The organism is Rhizobium sp. 05N430, assembly GCF_056396985.1.
Window position 1 is genome coordinate 219,270 of record NZ_JBFTMO010000001.1, and the last position, 22,423, is coordinate 241,692.

Consider the following 22,423-nt stretch of genomic DNA (forward strand, 5'->3'; position numbering starts at 1 on the left):
CGCGGCCGAAAACGATTCAAAACAATTGGACTTTTGCCATGGACACGCCTGTTGACGTGAACAAGCTCGCGCCGCACACCGACAACCATTGGGGATCGCATTTCCGTGCGACGCTGGCGCTCGGCATACCCTTCATCGGCGCGCAGCTCGCCCAGCTCGGCATCAACACAACCGATGTGATGATCGTCGGCCAGCTCGGCGCCGAAAACCTGGCGGCCATGGTGCTGTCAGCGCAGTTCCTCTTCACCATCCTGATCTTCGGCTCGGGATTTGCGATCGCCGTCATTCCGATGGTGGCGCAGGCCTATGGGCGTGGCGATATCGTCACGGTGCGCCGCTCGATGCGCATGGGTCTCTGGGTCGTTACCGCCTATTGGCTGGTCATGCAGCCAGCCTTCTTCTATGCCGAGGAAATCCTGCTGGCCGCCGGGCAGAAGCCGGAGGTCGCCAAGCTCGCACATGGCTATATCCTGATCGGCCATTTCGCAGTGCTTCCAGGCCTGCTCTACAATGTCATGCGAGCGCTGGTCAGCGCCATCGGCAAGGCGGCTGTGGTTCTGAACGTCACCATAGCCATGCTGGTACTAAACGCGATCTTTGCCTACATTCTGGTGCTCGGCCATTTCGGCTTTCCGGCGATGGGTCTGGAAGGCGCGGCGATCGTTTCCGTTGCCGTGCAGACGGCGGGCTTCCTGTTCATCCTCGCCTATGTGCAGATGAAAGAGGAGACGCGCCGCTACGAGATCCTGGTGCGCTTCTGGCGGCCGGACTGGCATGCGCTCTGGGACGTTGTGCGTCTCGGTCTGCCGATCAGCATCACGATCCTGGCCGAAGTCAGCCTGTTTACCGCAGCGTCGCTGCTGATGGGCCGCATCGGCACGATCGAGCTGGCCGCCCACGGCATCGCACTGCAATGGGCGTCGATCGCCTTCATGATCCCACTCGGCCTCAGCCAGGCGGCAACGGTTCGCATCGGTGTTGCCCACGGGCAGGGCGATCATCTGGCCGTCGTGCGTGCCTCGATCACCGTGATGATCATCGCCTGCGTGGTTTCGGCACTCGGCGGTATACTGTTTGCCGTCATGCCGGAGTTTTTCGCGCGCTGGTTCCTCGATACCAGCCACCCGGAAGCTGCCGCGGTGCTCGCCTATGCGGGTCCGCTGATCGTCGTTGCGGGGCTGTTCCAGCTGGTGGATGGCATCCAGGCGATCGCCAGCGGCCTGCTGCGCGGGCTGAAGGACGCGCGGGTGCCGATGATCCTGGCCCTGATCGCCTATTGGCCGATCGGCTTCTTCCTGGCATGGCTGCTGGCCTTCCCGCTCGGCTTCGGCGGCGTCGGCATCTGGTTCGGCTTCCTGGTCGGGCTTGCGGCAGCGGCGACGATGCTCTGCGCCCGCTTCTATATTCTCGTGCGCCGCGAGGGGAGAATGGCCGGCGCCTGAACCCGGCCATTCGTCACCATCAGGTTGCCACCGGTCCGTGACTGGTAATGCCGGCGCGAATGCCGAGGCGTGCGCCTGCACGGCAGTCATTCGTCAAGTCAACTTGAGGTCAAGAGCTCCGCCTTGTTCGGATTGCGGCGCTTCCAGCGATTGACGAGGAAGATGCGGCATGGCGCCTCGATGACGTGGTAGCTCGCGGTGGCGACTGCGAGCGCGACGGCACATCCGATGGGGATGACGAGCCAGAGCGGCATGCCTGCGAGCAGCTTGGCCGTCAGGAACAGGCACGGCACATGCAGGAGATAGAGCGAAAAGCTGATCGTTCCCAGAAAACGGAAGGGGCGGGAGGCGAAGAGCGCCGCAGAAATCGGATGCTCGCGGGCGACGAGCAAGACGGAAAGGGCCGCAGCAAGCGCCGTCGACATACCCCAGAGAGTGTCGGAGACCTCGATCGACAGGGCGCGATGGCTGAGCAGAAAGGCCGGCAAGAGGATCGCCATGACGCCGACTGTTATGCCGCGGGCCGCACTTTGCAGGCGCGGGTGCAGGTAGCCGGCCAGCACGCCGAGCAGGAAATAGGGCAGCTTCGATATCAAGAGGATGCCGCTTCCCGGAAAGCCGAGAAGACCGTCGATCGCCAGCAGGCAGCCGATCAGCACCGCGATCCACTGGTAGCGGACCGGATTGGCGAGGAACATCCAGATGAACGGGAAGACCAGGTAGAACTGGATCTCGGGCGGGATCGTCCAGAGAACGCCGGTCGAGCCGAGCATGACGATATGACGGACGATCTGTAAGGATCCCGTTATCGGATCGATGTAACCGAGGCCGGGAACGGCCGAGAGAACCACGACCAGAAGCACGGCGGCGAGATAGACCGGATAGATGCGAGCAAAGCGGCTGACGAGGAAATCGGCGGCATTCTTTCTGGAGAATGGCCTGTCGCCATAGAGATAGGCCATCAGGAAGCCGCTGATGGCAAAGAAGATCGCCACGGCGCCGCTGCCGATATCGGGCAGCGGCAGCGGCCCGAGCACGGGAAAGATCACGTAGATATGGGCCATGACGACGGCCAGCGCAGTGATGCCGCGCAATCCGTCGAGGCTCGCAATGTGGCGGCGCTCTCTCATCGTTGATCCAGTGGGGGCGTCTGACGCTTGACTGGACAATGAATAGCACCGCGCACTTAAGGCGCTGTTAATGAATGGCCGACGTTCTTACCGTTCGGCAAGAGCCTCTTCGCCCTTCTTGGCGCGCACCATGTTGATGAAGCGGCGGAAGAGGTAGTGGCTGTCCTGCGGGCCGGGAGAGGCTTCCGGGTGGTGCTGCACCGAGAAGATCTGCTTGCCGGAGACGCGCAGGCCGCAATTGGTGCCGTCGAAGAGCGAAACGTGAGTCTCCTCAACGCCTTCGGGCAGCGACTTCGTGTCAACAGCGAAGCCGTGATTCATCGAGACGATCTCGACTTTGCCCGTCGTGTGATCCTTGACCGGATGGTTGGCGCCGTGATGGCCCTGGTGCATCTTTTCGGTCTTGGCGCCGAGTGCGAGACCCAGCATCTGGTGGCCGAGGCAGATGCCGAAGACCGGGATGTCGGTCTTGATCAGCGTCTGGATAACTGGAACGGCGTATTCGCCGGTGGCAGCCGGGTCACCCGGGCCGTTCGACAGGAAGATACCGTCGGGCTTGACGGCAAGCACGTCTTCGGCGCTCGCCGTTGCCGGCATTACGGTGACCTTGCAGTCGAGACCGGCGAAGAGGCGCAGGATGTTGCGCTTCACGCCGTAGTCGAGGCAGACGACGTGGTACTTGGCATCGGCAGCGCCGAGTTCGCCATAGCCTTCGTTCCAGATCCAGGGTGTCTGCGTCCACTGCGAGGACTGGCCCGACGAGGCGATCTTGGCGAGGTCGAGACCTTCGAGGCCGCTCCAGGCCTTCGCTTCGGCCTTCAGCGTATCGACGTCGAAGACGCCGTTCGGATCATGGGCGATGACGGCGTTCGGCGAGCCGTTCTCGCGGATCCAGGCGGTGAGGGCGCGTGTGTCAATGCCGCAGAGGCCGATGATGCCGCGGGCTTTCAGCCAGGCGTCGAGATGTTTGGCGGCGCGGTAGTTGGACGGTTCGGTGATGTCAGCCTTGAAGATGACGCCGACCGCGCCGTGGCGTGCTGCCGGCGTCAGGTCTTCGATGTCTTCTTCGTTGGTGCCGATATTGCCGATATGCGGGAAGGTGAAGGTGACGATCTGGCCGAGATAGGAGGGGTCGGTGAGGATTTCCTCATAGCCGGTCAGTGCGGTGTTGAAGACCACTTCGGCCTGGACCTTGCCGGTCGCGCCAATGCCCTTTCCTTCGATGACGGTGCCATCTGCGAGAACGAGCAGGGCGGTCGGCTTTTCAATGGTCCAGGGGGCTGTCGCGGTCATCATCATCCCGTTTCCGGCTGCTCTCGACGTCTTGGGCCGTCAGGCTGCCATTTGTGTTCGCAAGCGTATGGGCGCAGCTCGCCGCCGCGCGTCTCAGGCCTGATCACGAATTTTGGTGCAGGTGGCGGTAGATAGCCACGCTCTCGCCTGCCGTCAATCTTTTCTAACGTATCGGGACACGCTTTTCCTGCGGTTTCTGGCGCTGATATCGCAATTTATTTGATCCTCCCCATTTGCGTGGTTTATGTAGCGCCATTCAACAGGAGTGAAATAATGCTGCGCGATCAACTCGCCACCGCCCTCAAAGAGGCGATGAAAGCCAAGAATGCCGAGCGCCTTTCGACGATCCGTCTCATTCAGGCGGCCACCAAGGATCGCGATATCGCCAATCGCGGCGCCGGCAAGGAAGAAGCCAGCGACGACGAGATTTTGCAGATCCTCGCCAAGATGGTGAAGCAGCGCGACGAATCAGCGAAGATCTACGAAGAGAATTCGCGCCCGGAGCTGGCCGCAAAGGAACGCGCCGAAATCACCGTGATTCAGGATTTCCTGCCGAAACAGCTTTCGGATGCCGAAGTGCGCGCCAATATCTCGGCGATCATTGCGGAAACCGGCGCCGAGGGCCCGAAGGACATGGGCAAGGTGATGGCCGCTCTGAAGGAGCGCTATGCCGGGCAGATGGATTTCGCCAAGGCTTCAGGCGCCGTCAAGGAACTCTTAAAGTAAATCAGTGATGTAAATCAGATGGCGCGGCCGAGCACAGTCTCGGCCGCCGCATCGACGACCGCGAACTTGGCCGCCTGGTAATCGCGGTATTCAAGAATGAAGCCGCGCGAAAGCCACAGGTCGCCCTTGCGCGGCGGCTCGTCCCAGCCGACGCTTCCCATCTCCGCCGCCTGGCTGAGAAGGCGCTTCAGATGAGTGTTGGAAATCATGAACTGGGTTCGCAAATCGCTGAGCGATACCGGGCCAATGGATATCCGTTCGGCCGCGCCATCGAATGCCGGCAGGCGGGACATCAGATAGTCCATGACAAGACCGCCGGAATTTGCCCAGTTGAAGAGATTGTAGGTGGCGCCGGGATCGCGCACCGCCTTGGTGGCGATGATAGCTTGAGCAATCAAGGGTTGAATTTTGGCAATGAGCGCCGGCTCGGTGCTGAGCTTTTCGGCGCGCTTGCCACCGTCCAGGTTGTCGAGAATGAAAAGATGTGTCTGCAGCCACTTGAAGAAGTGCTGCTCGGCAGTCTCCGTCGGCTCGACGAGGCGCGTGCGCCGGTCGGCCTGGCCGCTTGAGGGGCGCAGGAAACGGTAGACGAGCATTTCCTGGAGGAAGGCGGCGGCCGTGTTGCGGCTGGCGATCTTGTTGCTGACGACGAAATCCACGAAACGCCCGGAATACAGGCCTTTTTTCTCCTCGCCAGGCAATCCGTAATGCAATGCAAAGCCTGAATGCGCCATCAGCCATCGTTGCTGCGCAGCAAAAATGGAGGCGATTCTCGGGCTTTCCTTATAGATCGTCAGCATCTCGTTGGCGCAGATCAGTACTGCTCCAAAAAAGCGATCGTCTATAGCAAGTGTTTCGGCGGTCAAAGACATCTGGGAACTCGGCAAGGCGACGGCTATTCCATTTGCCTTCTCAGCGTCCCGAGTCAATGTCCGTTTTGAACGGAGTGTCCCAAAAATGGTTAGGTGAGTTAACCGGCAAGGTTAAATTGCAAAAATCCGGGACAGCTGTGCCTGAAATTAAAGAAGGCAGGAGCTGGGGGCGCTCCTGCCTTCTTGCTCTTTGCTGCCGACAGCGACGCTGGGCTAGGCCCACACTGGCGGTGTATTTGCAAAGGCACCCTTGCGAGGCGGCGCCGGGGGTAGGGATGGTGCCTCGCTCGGGGATCGCTTTGATGAGAAGACGGTATTGCGCCGCAGCGGAGTATTCAAATTACAAAAATATAATAATTGGGTTGTGGATAGTCTGAATGCCCGCCAAGGCTTTTCATTAGCACGCTTCCCATCAGGCGTTTTTACCGCCGCAGATAGAAACAAGTCATTGAAATAATGAAAACATCAATATTTTCATATGTTTTTGGAAATGCTTGAAAACTGGCGTGACAGCGGCCCTGCGTGCACAATTGTCGCACCCTCCTGCCGCAGGGCGTCACGCTTTATTGATTGTTGATTTTCAGAGGTCAGCGGCGCGCGAAAGCCTGTGAATAGCGCGTAATTCCCTCGAAGTTCGTGGCGGCGGGGGGGAAACCTGCTTATATGATCGCTCAGCCACGAGGTCCTGATGCGCTTTTCCAATTCCTTTCTCGATGACATACGCGACCGCGTCCAGATTTCGGACGTGATCGGCCGCCGTGTCAGCTGGGACAAGCGCAAGACCAATGTGCCGCGCGGGGATTACTGGGCCTGCTGCCCGTTCCATGGCGAGAAATCGCCGAGCTTTCACTGCGAGGATCGCAAGGGCCGCTACCACTGCTTCGGCTGCGGCGTCACGGGCGATCATTTCCGGTTCCTGACCGAGCTGGAAGGCTTGAGCTTTCCAGAAGCGGTGCAGCAGATCGCCGATATGGCGGGCGTGCCGATGCCGGTCGCCGACCCGGTGATGGAGAAGCGCGAGAAGGAACGGACGTCGCTGCTCGACGTCATGGAGCTTGCGACGCAGTTCTTCCAGGATCAGCTGCAGACCGCCAATGGCGCCCGTGCGCGCGCCTATCTGCGCGACCGCGGTCTGACGGGACGGACGATCGAGACGTTCAGGCTCGGTTTCGCGCCAGACAGCCGCAACGCGCTGAAGGAATTTCTGTCGGGCAAGGGCGTGGGCAAGGAGCAGATCGAGGCCTGCGGTCTCGTGGTGCATGGATCCGACATTCCCGTCAGCTACGACCGGTTCCGCGATCGCATCATGTTTCCGATCCTCTCGTCGCGGGAAAAGGTGATCGCCTTCGGCGGCCGCGCCATGTCGCCGGATGCGCCGGCGAAATATCTGAATTCGAACGAGACCGAGCTCTTCCACAAGGGGCAGGTTCTCTACAATTTCGCCCGTGCCCGCCGTTCGCTGCAAGGAGCCGATGGCGAGCCGACGGTGATTGCCGTCGAAGGCTATATGGACGTGATTGCGCTGCATCAGGCGGGAATCGAAAATGCCGTGGCGCCGCTCGGCACCGCGCTCACCGAAAACCAGCTCGACCTGCTCTGGAAGATGACGTCGCAGCCGGTGCTCTGCTTCGATGGCGACGGCGCCGGTATCCGTGCTGCCAATCGCGCGGCCGATCTGGCCCTGCCGCATCTGAAGCCGGGACGCACCGTGCGCTTCGCGCTGCTGCCGGATGGCAAGGATCCTGACGATCTCGTGCGCAACGAAGGTCGCGCGCCCTTCGACAAGGTGATGAGCCAGGCGAAGCCGCTGGCGGAAATGCTCTGGGGCCGGGAAGCCGGTGGCGGCAATTTCGATACGCCGGAGGCGCGCGCCGAACTCGAAGCACGGCTGAAGCAGATGGTGGCTGTCATCGGCGACGAGAACGTCCGCCGCCACTACCAGCAGGATATCCGCGACCGCCTGAACCGGTTCTTCCAGCCGCAGTTTCAGAACAGGGGCGGCGACCGCCGCAATTTCGAACGCGGCAATGGCGGTGGCGGCAATTTCCGCGGAAAGGATGGTCAGGGCCGCCCGCAGGCGGGCGGTGCCCGGACTGTCAATCTGGTCTCAGAGCGGTTGACGCGATCCGGTCTGGTGCGCGGCCACCAGGAAATTCCGGCGCTGCGCGAAAGCGTGCTGGCACTGACCGTCATCAATCATCCGGCGCTGATGCAGGACGACTACGACGAAATCGCCGCCATCGAATATGACAACCGCGATCTGCAGCGCCTGTGGTCGGCGATGCTGGGGGCGGCGGCTATGGTCGCCAGTCCGCATCTGACGCGCGAGTATCTATTCGAGGAGCTGGAGCGCCAGGACTTTGGCGGTCTGCTCAAGGGGCTCGATCAGCAGGTGCGCAACGCGCGGCTCTGGACCGCCACCGAGGAGGCGGCGATGGAGGATGCGCGCGAGGGCTACCGTCAAGCGCTGGCCTTCCACAAGCGCGCCAAGGCGCTGCGCTGGCAGAAGATCGAGCTCGAGCGCGAAATCGCCGAGGCGACGGAAGAGGGCAATGCCGAGATCATCGATCAGCTGATGCGGGCCTTGCAGGAAGTGCATTTCGAAGGTTTGCGGCTTGAAAACCAGGAAGCGATCATCGACGGCTTCGGCGTGCTGTCCGGCCGGGTCAAGGGCGCGGCGAGCCATTGATGGACGGCGGTGACAAGGCATTTTCGGCGGGTGGCGCGCTGTTCGGCAATGGCAAGGCGCCGCTCGACATCTTGAAGCGCGTCTATGGCTTTCCGGCCTTTCGCGGCAAGCAGCAGGCGGTGGTCGAGCATGTCGCCTCTGGCGGCGATGCCGTGGTGCTGTTTCCGACGGGCGCCGGAAAATCGCTTTGTTTCCAGATCCCGGCGCTCTGCCGCGATGGCATCGGCATTGTCGTTTCGCCGCTGATTGCGCTGATGCGCGATCAGGTGGAGGCGATGAAGCAGCTCGGCATCCGTGCTGCAGCACTCAACTCCTCGATCAGCCGCGACGAATATGTCGAGATCCGCCGGGGCATTTCATCGGGCACGCTGGATCTGCTCTATGTGACGCCCGAGCGGATCCTGATGGATGGTTTCCGCGACATCATCGGCGATGCCAGGATCGCGCTGTTTGCGATTGATGAGGCCCATTGTGTCTCCCAGTGGGGACATGATTTCCGGCCCGAATATCGCGAGCTCGGCAGGCTTTCCGAGCACTATCCCGGCGTGCCGCGCATCGCGCTGACAGCCACTGCCGATCCGCATACGCGCGAGGACATCATAGAGCGCCTGAGGCTCGAAGGCGCAGAAGTCTTTACCACCAGCTTCGACCGGCCGAACATCGCCTATGAAATCGTCGAGCGCGATCAGCCGCGCCAGCAGCTGCTGCGGTTCCTGTCCGGACACAAGGGCAATAGCGGCATCGTCTATTGCCTGTCGCGCGCCAAGGTGGAGGACACGGCGGAGTGGCTGAATACGCAGGGGATCCGGGCGCTTGCCTATCACGCCGGCATGGACCGGGCGATGCGCGATGCCAATCAGGATGCCTTCCTCAAGGAAGACGAGCTCTGCCTTGTCGCCACCGTTGCCTTCGGCATGGGGATCGACAAGCCGAATGTGCGCTATGTGGCGCATCTCGATCTGCCGGGCTCGGTCGAGGCCTATTATCAGGAGACCGGACGCGCCGGGCGCGACGGGCTGCCCTCCGAAGTCTGGATGGCCTACGGGATGGCCGATGTCATCCAGCGGCGGCGGATGATCGACGAGGGCAATGCCGCCGATGAGATCAAACGCATCGAGCGCGGCAAGCTGAATGCGCTGCTCGCCATCTGCGAGACTGCCTCCTGCCGCCGCCAGGCCATCCTGGCGCATTTCGGCGAGGCGCATGCGGGCGGCTGCGGCAGCTGCGATACCTGCACCAAGCCGGTCGAGACCTGGGATGGAACGGAGGCGGCGATCAAGGCGCTGGCCGCCGTCTACCGGACCGGCGAACGCTTCGGCACCGGTCATGTCATCGACGTGCTGCTCGGCAATGCCAACGAGAAGACCGAACGTTTCGGCCACACGACGATGCCGGTCTTTGGTGCAGGGAAAGATATCGCCGCGAAGACCTGGCAATCGATCTTCCGCCAGCTGCTCGCCATGGGCCTGATCCGTATCGACCACGACGCCTATGGGGCGATGAAGCTGGAAGCGGAGGCGCGCGCCGTCTTCAAGCATGAGCGGCAGGTGTTTTTCCGCAAGGATCGGGCAGTCGCCGGGCGCAGCGCCCGGAAGGCCGAGCGGACCAACCGCCATGCCGGATTGTCGGGCGCCGACGGGCTGCTGTTCGAGGCACTCCGGGCCGAGCGCACGTCGATTGCCAAATCGCTCGGCGTGCCGCCCTATGTCGTCTTCCCCGACACGACGCTGATAGCCTTCGCCACCGAACGGCCGCGCAGCCGCAAGGAACTGCTCGACATATCAGGCGTCGGCCAATCGAAGCTCGAGCGCTACGGCGACGCCTTCCTGGACGTGATCCTCAGTCACGACGACTGAACCACGACCCACCGGCATCGTGCGCGAAAATGCCTGCCCTCGAAAATATTTCGTACCGGATCGGCGACATCTGCACTTGCTTTGTGCTAATTGCAGCGCCCATCGGAGGAATTTTTGGGGATTATGGCGTTTACAATGACAAAAGCATTTCTTTCACACCTCACCACCGAGCTCGCGTCCCTCAAGGAAGCAGGGCTTTACAAGTCCGAGCGTGTCATCACCTCGAAGCAGGCGGGGGAGATCGCCGTTGCTTCCGGCGACCGCGTCCTCAACTTCTGTGCCAACAATTACCTTGGCCTCGCCGACAACGAGGAGCTTGCCGAAGCCGGCAAGCAGGCACTCGACCGGTACGGCTACGGCATGGCATCGGTGCGCTTCATCTGCGGGACGCAGGAAGAGCACAAGCAGCTCGAGGCGCGCATCTCCTCCTTTCTCGGCATGGAAGACACGATCCTCTATTCGTCCTGCTTCGATGCCAATGGCGGTCTCTTCGAGACGCTGCTCGGCGAAGAGGATGCGATCATTTCGGATGCGCTGAACCATGCCTCGATCATCGACGGCGTGCGCCTCTCCAAGGCCAAGCGCTTCCGCTATGCCAACAACGACATGGCAGCGCTAGAAGAAGAGCTGAAGAAGGCCGAGGGCAGCCGCTTCAAGATGATCGCCACCGACGGCGTCTTCTCGATGGACGGCATCATCGCCAATCTGCAGGGCGTGTGCGATCTCGCCGATAAATACGGTGCGATGGTCATGGTCGATGACAGCCATGCGGTCGGTTTCGTCGGCAAGAACGGCCGCGGTTCGCCCGAATATTGCGGCGTCGAGGGCCGGATCGATATCATCACCGGAACGCTCGGCAAGGCGCTGGGCGGTGCTTCGGGCGGCTACACGTCCGGCAAGGCCGAGGTCATCGACTGGCTGCGCCAGCGCTCGCGCCCTTATCTGTTCTCGAACACGCTGGCCCCGGTCATTGCCGCTGCATCGCTGAAGGTCTTCGACCTGATCGAGAACGGCGATGGCCTGCGCGAAAAGCTCTCGGCCAACGCCACGCTGTTCCGCACCGAAATGACCAAGCTCGGCTTCACGCTGGCGGGCGAGGGGCATGCGATCATTCCTGTGATGCTCGGCGACGCCAAGCTGGCGCAGGATATGGCGGCGCTGATGCTGAAGAAGGGCGTCTATGTGGTCGGCTTCTCCTTCCCGGTCGTGCCGAAGGGCCAGGCCCGTATCCGCACGCAGATGTCGGCGGCGCATTCGAGAGCCGATGTCGAGCGAGCGATTGCCGTATTCGCCGAAGCGGGCAGGGAGCTTGGGGTTATCTAGGTGCGGTCTCCCTCTTCTCCCCCACGGGGAGAAGATGTCCGTCAGGACAGATGAGGGGGCGAGCGAAGCGAGGCTCGGAGCGTAAGCGAAGAGCAGTTGATGTTTACGGGGGCAGCCCCCTCATCCGCCCTTCGGGCACCTTCTCCCCGCTGGGGAGAAGGGACGGTGAGGCCGGGCGCCAATCGAAGGAAGAAAATTATGTCGAACATGATGAAGGCGTTGGTGAAGTCGAAGGCGGAGGTCGGGCTCTGGATGGAGAACGTCCCTGTTCCCGAGGTCGGCCCGAACGACGTGCTGATCCGCGTGAAGAAGTCGGCGATTTGCGGCACCGACGTGCATATCTGGAACTGGGACCAGTGGGCGCAGAAGACCATTCCGGTGCCGATGGTCGTCGGTCACGAATTCTGCGGCGAGATCACCGAGATCGGTTCTGCGGTCACCAAATACCATGTCGGCGAGCGTGTCTCCGGCGAGGGACATATCGTCTGCGGCAAGTGCCGCAACTGCCGTGCCGGCCGTGGGCATCTCTGCCGCAACACGCTCGGCGTCGGCGTCAACCGCCCGGGCTCGTTCGGCGAGTTCGTCTGCATTCCGGAAGCCAATGTCGTGCCGATCCCGGATGATATTCCGGATGAGATCGCGGCGATCTTCGATCCGTTCGGCAATGCCGTTCACACCGCGCTGTCCTTCGATCTCGTCGGCGAAGACGTGCTCGTCACCGGTGCGGGGCCGATCGGCATCATGGGCGCGCTGGTTGCCAAGCGCTCCGGCGCCCGCAAGGTCGTGATCACCGACATCAATCCGAACCGCCTGGATCTCGCCCGCAAGCTCGGGATCGACTATGTGGTCGATGCTTCCAAGGAAAACCTGGCCGACGTGATGAAGTCGATCGGCATGACCGAGGGCTTCGATGTCGGGCTTGAAATGTCGGGTGCGGCACCCGCGTTCCGCGACATGATCGACAAGATGAACAATGGCGGCAAGATCGCCATCCTCGGCATTGCGCCGGCCGGTTTCGAGATCGACTGGAACAAGGTGATCTTCAAGATGCTGAACCTCAAGGGCATCTACGGCCGCGAGATGTTCGAGACCTGGTACAAGATGATCGCTTTCGTCCAGGGCGGCTTGAATCTTGCGCCTGTCATCACCCATCGCATCAAGATCGGTGAGTTCCGCGATGGCTTCGAGGCGATGCGCTCGGGCAATTCCGGCAAGGTGGTCATGGACTGGCTGTAAACGAGGAGGAAAACGGCATGAAATACGAGGGAAGCTGTCACTGCGGTAACGTCGCCTTCGAGGTCGAGGGAGAATTCGCCGAGGCACTGGATTGCAATTGCAGCTTCTGCCGCAAGCGCGGCGGCTTGCTCGGTTTCGTGCCGATGACCCAGTTCGAGCTGAAGACGCCGCGCGAGAAGGTGTCGACCTATACGTTCAAGAGCCACGCAATCCGGCACAATTTCTGTGCCGATTGCGGTATTGCGCCGTATAGCGAGGCGACCGCGCCGGATGGAACGGCAATGGCGGCGATCAACCTGCGCTGCATTCCGGCGGTCGATATCGGGGCATTGAAGATCAATCCCTTTGATGGGGCGTCGCGGTAGCGGCCTATACTGCGGCGTCAAGACATGGGGCCGCAAATGCCACTATAAAACCGCCATTGACTCGGATAAGAGGGGACGAGAGCTTTACGCCCTTGTCTTTCACTGGTGACATCCTATCTAAGGCTGGCAATCGCTTAAGCGGTTCGTCAGCCTGTGGATAAGGCATTTTCCGTGTTTTCGGCAGCTTTTTTTGTGGAAAAGCTTGACGAGATGAAAAATTGTGGGAATCACCGTTCGACTTAAAGCGGTGAACTTGGGTCAAGGCGGATCGCACAAACCATGGCCGGAAATTTAGAAGCATTGAAGCTCTGTCATCCGGCGCCGGCAATCGTGGTTAATCAGGCTTTAAAGGTCATCCCGTTAGGTGGGTAATTGGTGATTCGAGACCGGCGGTTGCACGCAGTCTCGTAGCGGCCATCACCAGCGAGTTTGAATAGCGTCAGGAAGGCGACGACATAAATGGCAACGAAGGTCAAAGAGAACGAAGAAGCGGAAGTCGAACGCGACGGCGCAACCGACGGCCCTCTTCTCGATCTTTCCGATGACGCGGTCAAGAAGATGATCAAGGCCGCGAAAAAGCGCGGCTATGTGACGATGGACGAGCTTAATGCCGTTCTTCCGTCCGAAGAAGTGACGTCCGAACAGATCGAAGACACGATGTCGATGCTCTCTGACATGGGCATCAACGTGATCGAAGACGAAGAAGCTGAAGAAGCCCAGGGCGGCGGCAACAGCGACGACGACGACAGCGGCAGCGATGACGACAACGAAGGCGGCGAACTCGCGCCTTCGAGCGGCACCGCGCTTGCGACGGCGAAGAAGAAGGAACCGACCGATCGTACCGACGATCCGGTGCGCATGTATCTGCGCGAAATGGGTTCCGTCGAGCTTCTGTCGCGCGAAGGCGAAATCGCCATCGCCAAGCGCATCGAGGCCGGCCGCGAAACGATGATCGCTGGTCTCTGCGAGAGCCCGCTGACCTTCCAGGCCATCATCATCTGGCGCGACGAACTGAACGAAGGCACGACGCTGCTGCGCGAGATCATCGATCTCGAAACGACCTATTCGGGTCCGGAAGCCAAGGCCGCGCCGCAGTTCCAGAGCCCTGAAAAGATCGAGGCGGACCGCAAGGCTGCCGAAGAGAAGGAAAAGACCCGCCGCGCCCGCACCGGCGACGACGACATCACCGATGTCGGCGGCGAAGGCATGCCGATCGAAGAAGAGGAAGAGGACGAAGACGAGTCCAACCTTTCGCTGGCCGCGATGGAAGCCGAGCTGCGCCCGCAGGTCATGGAAACTCTCGACCTGATCGCCGAGACCTACAAGAAGCTGCGCAAGCTGCAGGACCAGCAGGTCGAACAGCGCCTTGCTGCGACCGGTACGCTTTCGTCGGCCCAGGAGCGCCGCTACAAGGAGCTCAAGGACGAGCTGATCAAGGCCGTCAAGTCGCTGTCCTTGAACCAGAACCGCATCGAGGCTCTGGTCGAGCAGCTTTACGATATCAACAAGCGCCTCGTTCAGAACGAAGGCCGTCTGCTGCGTCTGGCCGAATCCTACGGCGTCAAGCGCGATAGCTTCCTGGAACAGTACCAGGGTGCCGAGCTCGACCCGAACTGGATGAAGTCGATCGCAAATCTGGCTGCCCGCGGCTGGAAGGAATTCGCCAAGGGCGAAAACACGACGATCCGCGACATCCGCCAGGAAATCCAGAATCTGGCGACCGAAACCGGCATCTCGATCTCGGAATTCCGCCGTATCGTGCATATGGTGCAGAAGGGCGAGCGTGAAGCGCGTATCGCCAAGAAGGAAATGGTCGAAGCGAACCTTCGCCTCGTCATCTCCATCGCCAAGAAGTACACGAACCGCGGCCTGCAGTTCCTCGACCTCATTCAGGAAGGCAATATCGGCCTGATGAAGGCGGTCGACAAGTTCGAATACCGCCGCGGTTACAAGTTCTCGACCTATGCGACGTGGTGGATTCGTCAGGCGATCACCCGCTCGATCGCCGACCAGGCCCGCACGATCCGTATTCCGGTGCACATGATCGAAACGATCAACAAGATCGTTCGTACCTCGCGCCAGATGCTGCACGAAATCGGCCGCGAGCCGACGCCGGAAGAACTGGCTGAAAAGCTTGCCATGCCGCTCGAAAAGGTCCGCAAGGTCCTGAAGATCGCCAAGGAACCGATCTCGCTCGAAACCCCTGTGGGTGACGAAGAGGATTCGCATCTCGGCGATTTCATCGAGGACAAGAACGCGCTTCTGCCGATCGATGCCGCCATCCAGGCGAACCTGCGCGAGACGACGACCCGCGTTCTGGCATCGCTGACGCCGCGCGAAGAACGTGTTCTTCGCATGCGCTTCGGCATCGGCATGAACACCGACCACACGCTCGAAGAAGTCGGCCAGCAGTTCTCGGTTACCCGCGAACGTATCCGCCAGATCGAAGCGAAGGCGCTGCGCAAGCTCAAGCACCCGAGCCGCTCGCGCAAGCTGCGCTCGTTCCTCGACAGCTAAGCGGACGACACCACGACATACGAAGCCCGGCCATGTGCCGGGCTTTTCTTTGGGGCGGAGTGCAACTAAGGCGTTTGCCTGCCGCCGTCATGCCACAATTCGGCAGAGGATGGCTGGCGTTCCAGCAAGCAACGGGCCGCAGTGCATGACGATCACGTCGCATCCAAACATAGTGGCAGGATGACCAATGGCGTGGGCCGGGCGACAGCCAGAGGCGGGTATCAACTGGGGCGCTCCGGCTTCCCTGCTGGTGCACGCGCTGTTCATCGCCTTGCTGCTCATCTATCTGCCGAAGCCTGCAATTTTCAATGCATCCGGCGAGGATAGCGTCAGCGTCGATATCGTCCCGGCGCCGCCCGCGGATGTGCCTTCCGAACGCCGCGCTGATCCTGTTCCGCAGCAAGCCGAAGCGGGTAAAGTTCCCGCAGAGCCTTCACCCGCCGTTCCGGTCTTCAAGCCGCTACAGCCGCCAGTGATCAAGATCGATCCGCCTGCCGATGCGCTGGTGCAAGCGACCCAGCTGTTCTCTGGCCGGGCGCTCAGCGATCCCCGCAGCAGAAAGGCCAAGGCGGCGCTGCGCCAGCTCTCCGGTGACGAACGCAATCTACAGCTTTGCGGGCTCGAGGCGATGGAACAGCTGCGCCGGTCGCGGCCGGGTATCAGCCCCGATGCAATCGCGCCCTATGCCATGACACCGGAAAAGATCAGGGGCGGCAGCATCGATGTCGAAGGCGGCGCGTTCCGCAGCGGCAGGATGTGGTACGCGATCCGCTTCCGCTGCGAGGTCGACATGGCTTCCGGTGCGGTACGCTCGTTTGCCTTTGCCGCCGGCGATCCCATTCCGCGCAACCTCTGGCGGGATCACAATCTCGTGGCCGACGACGGCCCGGCCGACTAACCCCGCCATATTCGCTGGAAATCATGCATCTTTCCGTTTTGCGGCTTGATGCTGCCTGCTTTTGACGCCACATCGGCATCAAGCGGTTTTAGGTGCAATGCAGAAACTCACGAAGAAGCATTTGGCAGGGATCAGTTGGGGTGTGGCGGCATCGGTTGCGCTGCATGTGCTGGTCGCTGCCGTGCTTCTGGTGAAACTTCCGACGCCGCAGCCTGAGCCGCAGCAGGAAGAGGCCGTCCAGGTCGAAATGGTGCCGCCGCCGGAGGAGAAGAAGGAAGAACCGAAACCCGAGCCGCCGAAGCCCGAGGAGAAGAAGCCGGAAGAGCAGGCGAAGAAGGAAGAGCCGCCACCTCCGCCGCCACCGGAAGAGAAAAAACCGCAGGAGGAGGCGAAGCAGGAACCGCCGCCGCCCCCTCCGCCTGAGGAAAAGAAGGCCGAGGAGCAGGTCAAGAAGGAAGAGCCCCCACCGCCGCCTCCGGAAGAGAAGAAGCCGGAAGAGCAGGCAAAGCAGGAGCCGCCACCGCCACCACCTCCTCCTCCGCCGCCTCCGCCGGAAGAGAAGAAGGCTGAGGAGCCGAAAGCCGAACCGCCGAAGGCCGAGCAGGACGCCGCAAACAAGCAGGCTGAAGGCAAGCAGGGGCAGGGTTCACCCATGCCTGTGCTTCGGCCGGTCTTCCAGTTCGGCGACAAGGATAGCGGCCCGAAGAAGTCCGATACCGGCAATAGCGCCGAAGGCGAAGCCAAGCCGGCCACCAGCGCGCCGAGCCATGAGGATGCCGCGGGCGAACCGAAGCCCAAGGCCGATGCCGGTGACAAGCCCGATGGCGCCAAGGAGCCGCCCGCCAAGCCGGTGCCCGACGACATCGATCTGCCGCAGGTGGATATTGCCGACGCGCATTCGGAGAACAACGGCCCTGAGATCGATGCTTCGGGCACGGCGATGACCAGCATCGAACAGGCAAAGCCTGTCGAAAAGCCCGTAGACGCCGCGAAGCCGGATGCGCCGAAGGACGGTCTTGCCGAAGCAAAGACGTTGTTTTCGCAGGATGACGACGGCGATCAGGTGGCGCGTACGGCAATGAACGGTATTCCGCGTGGCCGCCGCGCTGCGCAGCTCTGCAGCACCGAGCTGCGCGAGCAGCTGGTTCACGGATCGCCCGCCTATCGTCCTGTCATCGTGCCGATGTACGCGTTGGCGAAGGGTACCGTTCTCGACGTGAAACGCGGCGCCTTCCGGACGGCCGAGACCTGGTATGACGTGCGGTTCCGTTGCGAGGTCAATGACGCCGCGACCGAAGTCGTGTCCTTTGCGCTCGATGTCGGCAATGCGGTGCCGCGCAGCGAATGGCGCAGCCGCCGCTTTCCGGAATAGCGCCAGCCTTGCGCAAGAAAGCCCCCGTATTCTCCCGTCATCGCCGATGTTCCGGTGAATGAAAGGACGATGATATGTCGAACGATGTCGAGCACTTCCTCGAATCCCAAGATGAAGCCGTGGCTCTGGCTTTTATCGAAAACAAGTCGGACGAACTGACCGATATCCTTGTCGCAGCCCTTGAAGATGCGCTGCAGATCCTTTCCCAGGAAATTGGCCCGCAGACGGTCCATTGATCGCTTGACGCCTTGTGCCGCCATCCGGCGGCTGGCACTCTTGGCTATTGCGGAGAGTGCAGCATGGATGGCGGATTCAGAATGTACCGCTCGGCGGTATCAGGTATCGACGCTGTCGAGGCGGTGAGCCGGCAGAGTTTCGCGCGCCATACGCATGAGCAGTTCGGGATCGGGCTGATCCATCGCGGCGCCCAGAAATCGCTGAGTGGCCGCGGCATGGTCGAGGCCGAGGCGGGCGATATCATCACCGTCAATCCCAATGAAGTGCACGACGGCATGCCGCTCGGCGAGGGCAGGGCGTGGCGTATCCTCTATTTCGATCCCGGCGTCTTCGGCGATCTCGCCATGGAAGCGGCCGAGAGTGGATCGCGGCGCTGCGAAATTCCGCATCCCGTGCTTCGCGACAACCGGATGGCCCAGCGCTTCCTGGCGCTGTTTTCGGCCGTCACCGGCAGCGGGGAGCCGCTGCGCTCAGACGAACTTCTGGTGACGCCGACGGCCGATATTCTGCGCGAGGGGCGCCAGACAGCGGATGCCGCGCCTGTTCCTGCTTCTGTCGGCCGCGCCCGGTCGCTGATCGATGACGATCCGGCAGCACCGGTCTCGCTTGCCGAACTGGCGCGGGAAAGCGGGCTCAGCCGCTTTCAGCTGGTGCGGGCCTTCAGCCGCGCCACCGGTCTCACGCCGCATGCCTATCTGGTTCAGGCGCGGGTGCATCTGGCGAGGCGGTTGATCGGCCGGAAGATGCCGCTTGCCGAGGTGGCGGCGGCCAGCGGCTTTGCCGATCAGAGCCATATGACGCGGGCCTTTACGGCGCGCTACGGGCTCTCTCCCGGCATCTATGCCCGCGGCGCTTCCTGATCGCCTGCAATTTCCTTCAAGACCCCGGCCTGCTTTCCCGTTCATCTGGCTTCGATCCAGGGAGCAGGACATGACACGGCAGCAGGGTTATCTCTATCTGACATTGGCGATGACGACGGTCGGCAGCACCGTGATCGCCAGCAAACTGATTGCGGCGGGCTTGCCGCCGTTCACGGCGACGGCGCTGCGCTTTGCCGCGGCACTGCCGTTCTTCCTGATTTTGATGCGTATAACTGGGGCACGCTTTCCGCGGCTGCCGCGCCACGACTGGGGCATTCTCGTCATCCAGGCGGCAGCAGGCAGCGTCGGCTATACGACGCTGCTGATCTCGGGGCTGTCTATCACTTCGGCCGCCAATGCCGGGGTCATCATCGGAACGCTGCCGGTCGTCTCGGCTGCCATCTCCATCCTGCTGCTCGGCGAGCGGCCGGATCGCTTTCTGCTGCTGGCGATCGGCCTTGCGGCGGCCGGTGTGCTGTCGATCGTCTTTGCGCCCGGCGCCGGTCATGGGTCTCTTGTCGGTGACGTCATGATCGCCGGCGCGGTTCTCTGCGAGGGGCTGTTCATTCTGCTCAACAAGCGGCTGAGGACTGCCATTCCGCCTCTGGCGCAATCGTCGCTGATGGCGGCGATCGGCCTTGTGGCTGCTGCCATCCCGGCGCTGTTCGAAAGCCACGCGATTTCGGCGGCGTCAGGAACGGCGCTGCTTTCCGTGCTCTACTACGCCCTGGTGCCGACGGTGGCGGGGTTCATGCTGTGGTATGCCGGTGCCGAGCGGGTCAGCGGCTCGGAAGCGTCGCTGTTCACGGCCGTTGCCCCGGTTTCTGCCGTCATCTTTGCCTTTGTATTGCTCGGCGAACCCGTCAGTCTCAACCAGGTCGTCGGCATCGGCGCGGTGCTGGCGGCGGTCGCGGGGCTTGCCCTCGCTGGCCGCAGGCGCGGGGCGGCCTAGCCTTCGTCGCGGCGGAAATGAGCGCGGTAGTCGCGCGGCGTCATGCCTTTTTCGGCGCGGAACTGGCGATTGAAATTGGCAAGCGAGGCATAACCGACGGCGTCAGCAATATGGGCGACCGGCTGGCTGGTCGACGAGAGGCGGGCGCAGGCATCACCGATCCGCATGCGGATCAGATAGTCGCTGACTGTCGTGCCGGTATGGCGGCGGAACATCCGGTGCAGGCCCGATATGCTGAGGGCGGCGATATCGGCAAGCTCGTCGAGCCCAAGCGGCCGCGCATAGTTCAGATGGAGGTGAGTGAGCACCCGGTCGATCCGCTCGCGGCTTTCCTGCAGGGCAGGTTGCTGGCCGGGCGTGCTGGCAAGCGGCGCGGCCTGGCGGTCGGCGGCGACCTGGGTGAGGATCGACAGCAGCGAGAGCAGGCGCTCGGCCGGTGGCCGGTCGAAGATGGTTTCGAACTGGGCACGGGCGGCCATTCCGGTCTCTTTCGAAAATTGTAGGCCGTTCTGTCCACGGGCCATCAGCTGCTCGATCGGCCGAAGCTCGACCGCGCCCGCCGTCATCTGCCGCATCCAGTCCGGGTGAAACCAGAGAACCAGAGCGCGGTGCGGTGCGGCCGCATCGAGCTTTTCTCGCGACGCCCAGGTGTGCGGCAGGTTGGGGCCGACGAGTACGAGGTCGCCATCCTCATATTCGCCGGTGTGATCGCCTATGAAGCGCTGGCCGACGGAATTGAGGGTGAGCGTCAGCTCAAATTCCGGATGGTGGTGCCAGACGAAGGGAATGGCATCGTCGAGCCGCCGGTTCAGCATCGGCCAGCTGACATCGGATTGGCGGGGGAGGACTTCGAGATAGGGTCTCATCGGGCGCTGATCACGTTGATGACGCCAAAATAGTATCAGAACAGGCCATAGGCAGGCAACATTGCCGCCACGCTGCAGCTACACTCTCTCCATCGCCTGAACCGACAGGGATTACCGCAATGGGAGAGAGACATGCAGCAGACAGCCATGAAGCGCGACGCGCATCCGACCGCAGGTTCGGTCACCACGCAGCTCAAGGATATCAAGAAGAAGCTTCCGCTTCGCGTGCTCTCGGAGGCCGACTGGCAGCACTGGACGAAGAAGGGCTACGTCATTGTCCGTCAGGCGGTGCCTGCAGAGAATGTCGAGCGGCTTGTGGAGGTGCTCTGGCGTTTTGACGAGAAGGACCCGAACGATCCTTCGACCTGGTACGCGCCGCAGCGCCGCGAGCACAAGATGAAGGAACTCAACAATACCGGCATGCTGGAGATCTACAATCACCAGGCGCTGTGGGACAACCGGATGGAGAAGCGCGTCTATGACGTGTTCGTCGACATCTGGGACCGCGAAGACCTGTGGGTGACGATCGACCGCGCCAACCTCAATCCGCCGAAGAAGGTCAAGGGCAATCCGAACGGCTTCATCCACTGGGACGTCGACACCTCGATCGACCCGCTGCCGATCGGCGTCCAGGCGGTTCTCAGCCTGAAGAAGCAGGACGGCGATGTCGGCGGCTTCCAGTGCGTTCCCTATCTCTTCGAGCATTACGAGGAATGGGTGAAGACACAGCCTGCGGACCGCGATCCGATGCATCCTGACATGACCGGTCTGTCGACCGAGAATATCTCGATGGAGCCCGGCGACCTGATGATCTTCAATTCGCTGCTGGCCCATGGTGTGCGCCCGAACCATTCCGACAACCGCGTCCGCATGGCGCAGTATATCTCCATGCATCCGGCGGAATACGACAATGCCGAGGAACGCGACGAGCGCATCCGCCTGTGGCGCGAGCTCGACAGCCCGAAGCGCGACGCCTTCCCGGGCGACCCGCGCGAATGGGAGAAGAACAATGCGACGACCGCGGAACTGACGCCGCTGGGGCGGAAGTTGCTGGGGTTGGATCGCTGGGGTTGATGGGGTACCGCCACGGAGTTTGATTTTGCGGGGGGCGCCTCTTAGGTGCCCTCATTCCTGTGCTTGTCACAGGAATCCAGTCACCGTGCGTCTGCGCGGTGGGAAGAGCCTTTTCGGCCCAAGGACTTGGGCCGGCTAGATTCCTGTGACAAGCACAGGAATGAGGGGGAGGTTGGGGAGCGCTCTCCGCTCACAATCGGCGTGTCCGGCACTCCCGCCCCTTGGGCATCTCACAAGTCCTCCCTATCTCTCCATGGATCAATCTATTGGAGGCACCCATGTCAGGCAGGCCCGTCAAGATTCCCGGACCCGATCATCCGATCAGCGTCGAGCATAATCCGGCCCGTATCGTTGTGAAACTCGACGGCAAGGTGATTGCCGATACGCATGATGCGCTGACGCTGCGCGAGGCGTCCTATCCGCCGGTGCAGTATATTCCCCGCAAGGATATCGACATGTCGCTGCTGGCGCGCACCGATCATTCGACCCATTGCCCGTATAAGGGCGATGCTTCCTATTACAGCATCGTGCTGGGTGGGGATCGCTCGAAGAATGCTATCTGGACCTATGAGACGCCGAACCCTGCGGTCAGCGAGATCAAGGACCATATGGCCTTCTATCCGGATCGCGTCGATTCCATCGAGGAGCTGCAGGTGCCCGAAGCCGGGCAGTTCTGACGCGGGGTGACGATGCGCGGCTTGGCGCCGCGCATCGC

General features: G+C 61.8%; 19 protein-coding genes. 15 read left to right on the forward strand and 4 right to left on the reverse strand.

Features of this window, described 5'->3' with window-relative positions:
* Window positions 1–38: 38 nt before the first annotated feature.
* Window positions 39–1,442, forward strand: coding sequence for an MATE family efflux transporter (locus AC1DJO_RS01105; protein WP_477968527.1), 1,404 nt, complete (start codon window positions 39–41; stop codon window positions 1,440–1,442).
* 98 nt (window positions 1,443–1,540) lie between these two features.
* Here AC1DJO_RS01105 and AC1DJO_RS01110 read toward each other — a convergent pair whose 3' ends face one another.
* Both AC1DJO_RS01110 and carA read right to left on the reverse strand, forming a co-directional pair.
* The gene (locus AC1DJO_RS01110) at window positions 1,541–2,572 is read right to left on the reverse strand and encodes an acyltransferase family protein (protein ID WP_477968529.1); all 1,032 of its coding nucleotides are present in this window, start codon (window positions 2,570–2,572) and stop codon (window positions 1,541–1,543) included.
* Window positions 2,573–2,659: 87 nt separating this feature from the next.
* Window positions 2,660–3,865 carry a glutamine-hydrolyzing carbamoyl-phosphate synthase small subunit gene (carA, locus tag AC1DJO_RS01115; RefSeq protein ID WP_477969207.1) on the reverse strand — a complete coding sequence of 402 codons (1,206 nt, stop codon included), beginning with the start codon at window positions 3,863–3,865 and terminating at the stop codon, window positions 2,660–2,662.
* 273 nt (window positions 3,866–4,138) lie between these two features.
* Here carA and AC1DJO_RS01120 point away from each other — a divergent pair, with 273 nt between their 5' ends.
* Complete coding sequence (locus tag AC1DJO_RS01120; protein WP_112537821.1) at window positions 4,139–4,591, forward strand: GatB/YqeY domain-containing protein; 453 nt, start codon at window positions 4,139–4,141, stop codon at window positions 4,589–4,591.
* A 14-nt stretch (window positions 4,592–4,605) separates the two neighbouring features.
* Here AC1DJO_RS01120 and AC1DJO_RS01125 read toward each other — a convergent pair whose 3' ends face one another.
* The gene (locus tag AC1DJO_RS01125; protein WP_477940235.1) at window positions 4,606–5,463 is read right to left on the reverse strand and encodes a hypothetical protein; all 858 of its coding nucleotides are present in this window, start codon (window positions 5,461–5,463) and stop codon (window positions 4,606–4,608) included.
* 688 nt (window positions 5,464–6,151) lie between these two features.
* Between AC1DJO_RS01125 and dnaG the strand changes: the two genes are divergently transcribed.
* The 11 genes from dnaG to AC1DJO_RS01180 all read left to right on the forward strand — a co-directional run bounded on the left by dnaG (window position 6,152) and on the right by AC1DJO_RS01180 (window position 19,768).
* On the forward strand, window positions 6,152–8,152 hold the full coding sequence (dnaG, locus tag AC1DJO_RS01130) for a DNA primase (protein ID WP_477968531.1): 2,001 nt from the start codon (window positions 6,152–6,154) through the stop codon (window positions 8,150–8,152).
* Window positions 8,152–10,008 (forward strand): DNA helicase RecQ, encoded by a 1,857-nt coding sequence (gene recQ, locus AC1DJO_RS01135; RefSeq protein WP_477968533.1) that lies wholly within the window; start codon window positions 8,152–8,154, stop codon window positions 10,006–10,008. Before dnaG ends, recQ begins: the two co-directional genes overlap by 1 nt.
* A 135-nt stretch (window positions 10,009–10,143) precedes the next feature.
* Window positions 10,144–11,331 carry a glycine C-acetyltransferase gene (locus AC1DJO_RS01140; protein ID WP_477968535.1) on the forward strand — a complete coding sequence of 396 codons (1,188 nt, stop codon included), beginning with the start codon at window positions 10,144–10,146 and terminating at the stop codon, window positions 11,329–11,331.
* A gap of 198 nt (window positions 11,332–11,529) precedes the next feature.
* Window positions 11,530–12,567: an L-threonine 3-dehydrogenase gene (gene tdh, locus AC1DJO_RS01145; protein ID WP_477968537.1), complete on the forward strand. Its 1,038-nt coding sequence runs from the start codon at window positions 11,530–11,532 to the stop codon at window positions 12,565–12,567.
* A gap of 17 nt (window positions 12,568–12,584) precedes the next feature.
* Window positions 12,585–12,932, forward strand: coding sequence for a GFA family protein (locus AC1DJO_RS01150; RefSeq protein ID WP_112537815.1), 348 nt, complete (start codon window positions 12,585–12,587; stop codon window positions 12,930–12,932).
* A 459-nt stretch (window positions 12,933–13,391) separates the two neighbouring features.
* Window positions 13,392–15,449 (forward strand): RNA polymerase sigma factor RpoD, encoded by a 2,058-nt coding sequence (rpoD, locus tag AC1DJO_RS01155; RefSeq protein WP_112386334.1) that lies wholly within the window; start codon window positions 13,392–13,394, stop codon window positions 15,447–15,449.
* Window positions 15,450–15,636: 187 nt separating this feature from the next.
* A complete protein-coding gene (locus AC1DJO_RS01160) occupies window positions 15,637–16,347 on the forward strand; it encodes a DUF930 domain-containing protein (RefSeq protein WP_477968539.1) in 711 nt (236 codons plus the stop codon).
* A 97-nt stretch (window positions 16,348–16,444) separates the two neighbouring features.
* Window positions 16,445–17,719, forward strand: coding sequence for a DUF930 domain-containing protein (locus AC1DJO_RS01165; RefSeq protein WP_477968541.1), 1,275 nt, complete (start codon window positions 16,445–16,447; stop codon window positions 17,717–17,719).
* Window positions 17,720–17,793: 74 nt separating this feature from the next.
* Window positions 17,794–17,955 carry a hypothetical protein gene (locus tag AC1DJO_RS01170; protein ID WP_477968543.1) on the forward strand — a complete coding sequence of 54 codons (162 nt, stop codon included), beginning with the start codon at window positions 17,794–17,796 and terminating at the stop codon, window positions 17,953–17,955.
* Window positions 17,956–18,018: 63 nt separating this feature from the next.
* The gene (locus tag AC1DJO_RS01175) at window positions 18,019–18,816 is read left to right on the forward strand and encodes an AraC family transcriptional regulator (RefSeq protein ID WP_477968545.1); all 798 of its coding nucleotides are present in this window, start codon (window positions 18,019–18,021) and stop codon (window positions 18,814–18,816) included.
* Window positions 18,817–18,886: 70 nt separating this feature from the next.
* Window positions 18,887–19,768 (forward strand): DMT family transporter, encoded by an 882-nt coding sequence (locus tag AC1DJO_RS01180; protein WP_477968547.1) that lies wholly within the window; start codon window positions 18,887–18,889, stop codon window positions 19,766–19,768.
* On the opposite strand, the gene AC1DJO_RS01185 is transcribed toward AC1DJO_RS01180, so the two are convergent.
* Window positions 19,765–20,634: a helix-turn-helix domain-containing protein gene (locus AC1DJO_RS01185; RefSeq protein WP_477968549.1), complete on the reverse strand. Its 870-nt coding sequence runs from the start codon at window positions 20,632–20,634 to the stop codon at window positions 19,765–19,767. The two genes, AC1DJO_RS01180 and AC1DJO_RS01185, sit on opposite strands and share 4 nt — an antisense overlap.
* Window positions 20,635–20,766: 132 nt before the next feature.
* Between AC1DJO_RS01185 and AC1DJO_RS01190 the strand changes: the two genes are divergently transcribed.
* Window positions 20,767–21,708, forward strand: a complete 942-nt coding sequence (locus AC1DJO_RS01190; RefSeq protein WP_112537808.1) for a phytanoyl-CoA dioxygenase family protein — start codon at window positions 20,767–20,769, stop codon at window positions 21,706–21,708.
* Window positions 21,709–21,986: 278 nt separating this feature from the next.
* Window positions 21,987–22,385, forward strand: coding sequence for a DUF427 domain-containing protein (locus tag AC1DJO_RS01195; RefSeq protein ID WP_112537807.1), 399 nt, complete (start codon window positions 21,987–21,989; stop codon window positions 22,383–22,385).
* The last annotated feature ends 38 nt before the right edge of the window (window positions 22,386–22,423 follow it).

Excerpts from the sequence above, each read along its gene's own strand:
- AC1DJO_RS01105 (WP_477968527.1), top strand. The coding sequence starts at position 39 with ATGGACACGCCTGTTGACGTGAACAAGCTCGCGCCGCACACCGACAAC.
- AC1DJO_RS01110 (WP_477968529.1), bottom strand. The coding sequence starts at position 2,572 with ATGAGAGAGCGCCGCCACATTGCGAGCCTCGACGGATTGCGCGGCATC.
- carA (WP_477969207.1), bottom strand. The coding sequence starts at position 3,865 with ATGACCGCGACAGCCCCCTGGACCATTGAAAAGCCGACCGCCCTGCTC.
- AC1DJO_RS01120 (WP_112537821.1), top strand. The coding sequence starts at position 4,139 with ATGCTGCGCGATCAACTCGCCACCGCCCTCAAAGAGGCGATGAAAGCC.
- AC1DJO_RS01125 (WP_477940235.1), bottom strand. The coding sequence starts at position 5,463 with ATGTCTTTGACCGCCGAAACACTTGCTATAGACGATCGCTTTTTTGGA.
- dnaG (WP_477968531.1), top strand. The coding sequence starts at position 6,152 with ATGCGCTTTTCCAATTCCTTTCTCGATGACATACGCGACCGCGTCCAG.
- recQ (WP_477968533.1), top strand. The coding sequence starts at position 8,152 with ATGGACGGCGGTGACAAGGCATTTTCGGCGGGTGGCGCGCTGTTCGGC.
- AC1DJO_RS01140 (WP_477968535.1), top strand. The coding sequence starts at position 10,144 with ATGACAAAAGCATTTCTTTCACACCTCACCACCGAGCTCGCGTCCCTC.
- tdh (WP_477968537.1), top strand. The coding sequence starts at position 11,530 with ATGTCGAACATGATGAAGGCGTTGGTGAAGTCGAAGGCGGAGGTCGGG.
- AC1DJO_RS01150 (WP_112537815.1), top strand. The coding sequence starts at position 12,585 with ATGAAATACGAGGGAAGCTGTCACTGCGGTAACGTCGCCTTCGAGGTC.
- rpoD (WP_112386334.1), top strand. The coding sequence starts at position 13,392 with ATGGCAACGAAGGTCAAAGAGAACGAAGAAGCGGAAGTCGAACGCGAC.
- AC1DJO_RS01160 (WP_477968539.1), top strand. The coding sequence starts at position 15,637 with ATGGCGTGGGCCGGGCGACAGCCAGAGGCGGGTATCAACTGGGGCGCT.
- AC1DJO_RS01165 (WP_477968541.1), top strand. The coding sequence starts at position 16,445 with ATGCAGAAACTCACGAAGAAGCATTTGGCAGGGATCAGTTGGGGTGTG.
- AC1DJO_RS01170 (WP_477968543.1), top strand. The coding sequence starts at position 17,794 with ATGTCGAACGATGTCGAGCACTTCCTCGAATCCCAAGATGAAGCCGTG.
- AC1DJO_RS01175 (WP_477968545.1), top strand. The coding sequence starts at position 18,019 with ATGGATGGCGGATTCAGAATGTACCGCTCGGCGGTATCAGGTATCGAC.
- AC1DJO_RS01180 (WP_477968547.1), top strand. The coding sequence starts at position 18,887 with ATGACACGGCAGCAGGGTTATCTCTATCTGACATTGGCGATGACGACG.
- AC1DJO_RS01185 (WP_477968549.1), bottom strand. The coding sequence starts at position 20,634 with ATGAGACCCTATCTCGAAGTCCTCCCCCGCCAATCCGATGTCAGCTGG.
- AC1DJO_RS01190 (WP_112537808.1), top strand. The coding sequence starts at position 20,767 with ATGCAGCAGACAGCCATGAAGCGCGACGCGCATCCGACCGCAGGTTCG.
- AC1DJO_RS01195 (WP_112537807.1), top strand. The coding sequence starts at position 21,987 with ATGTCAGGCAGGCCCGTCAAGATTCCCGGACCCGATCATCCGATCAGC.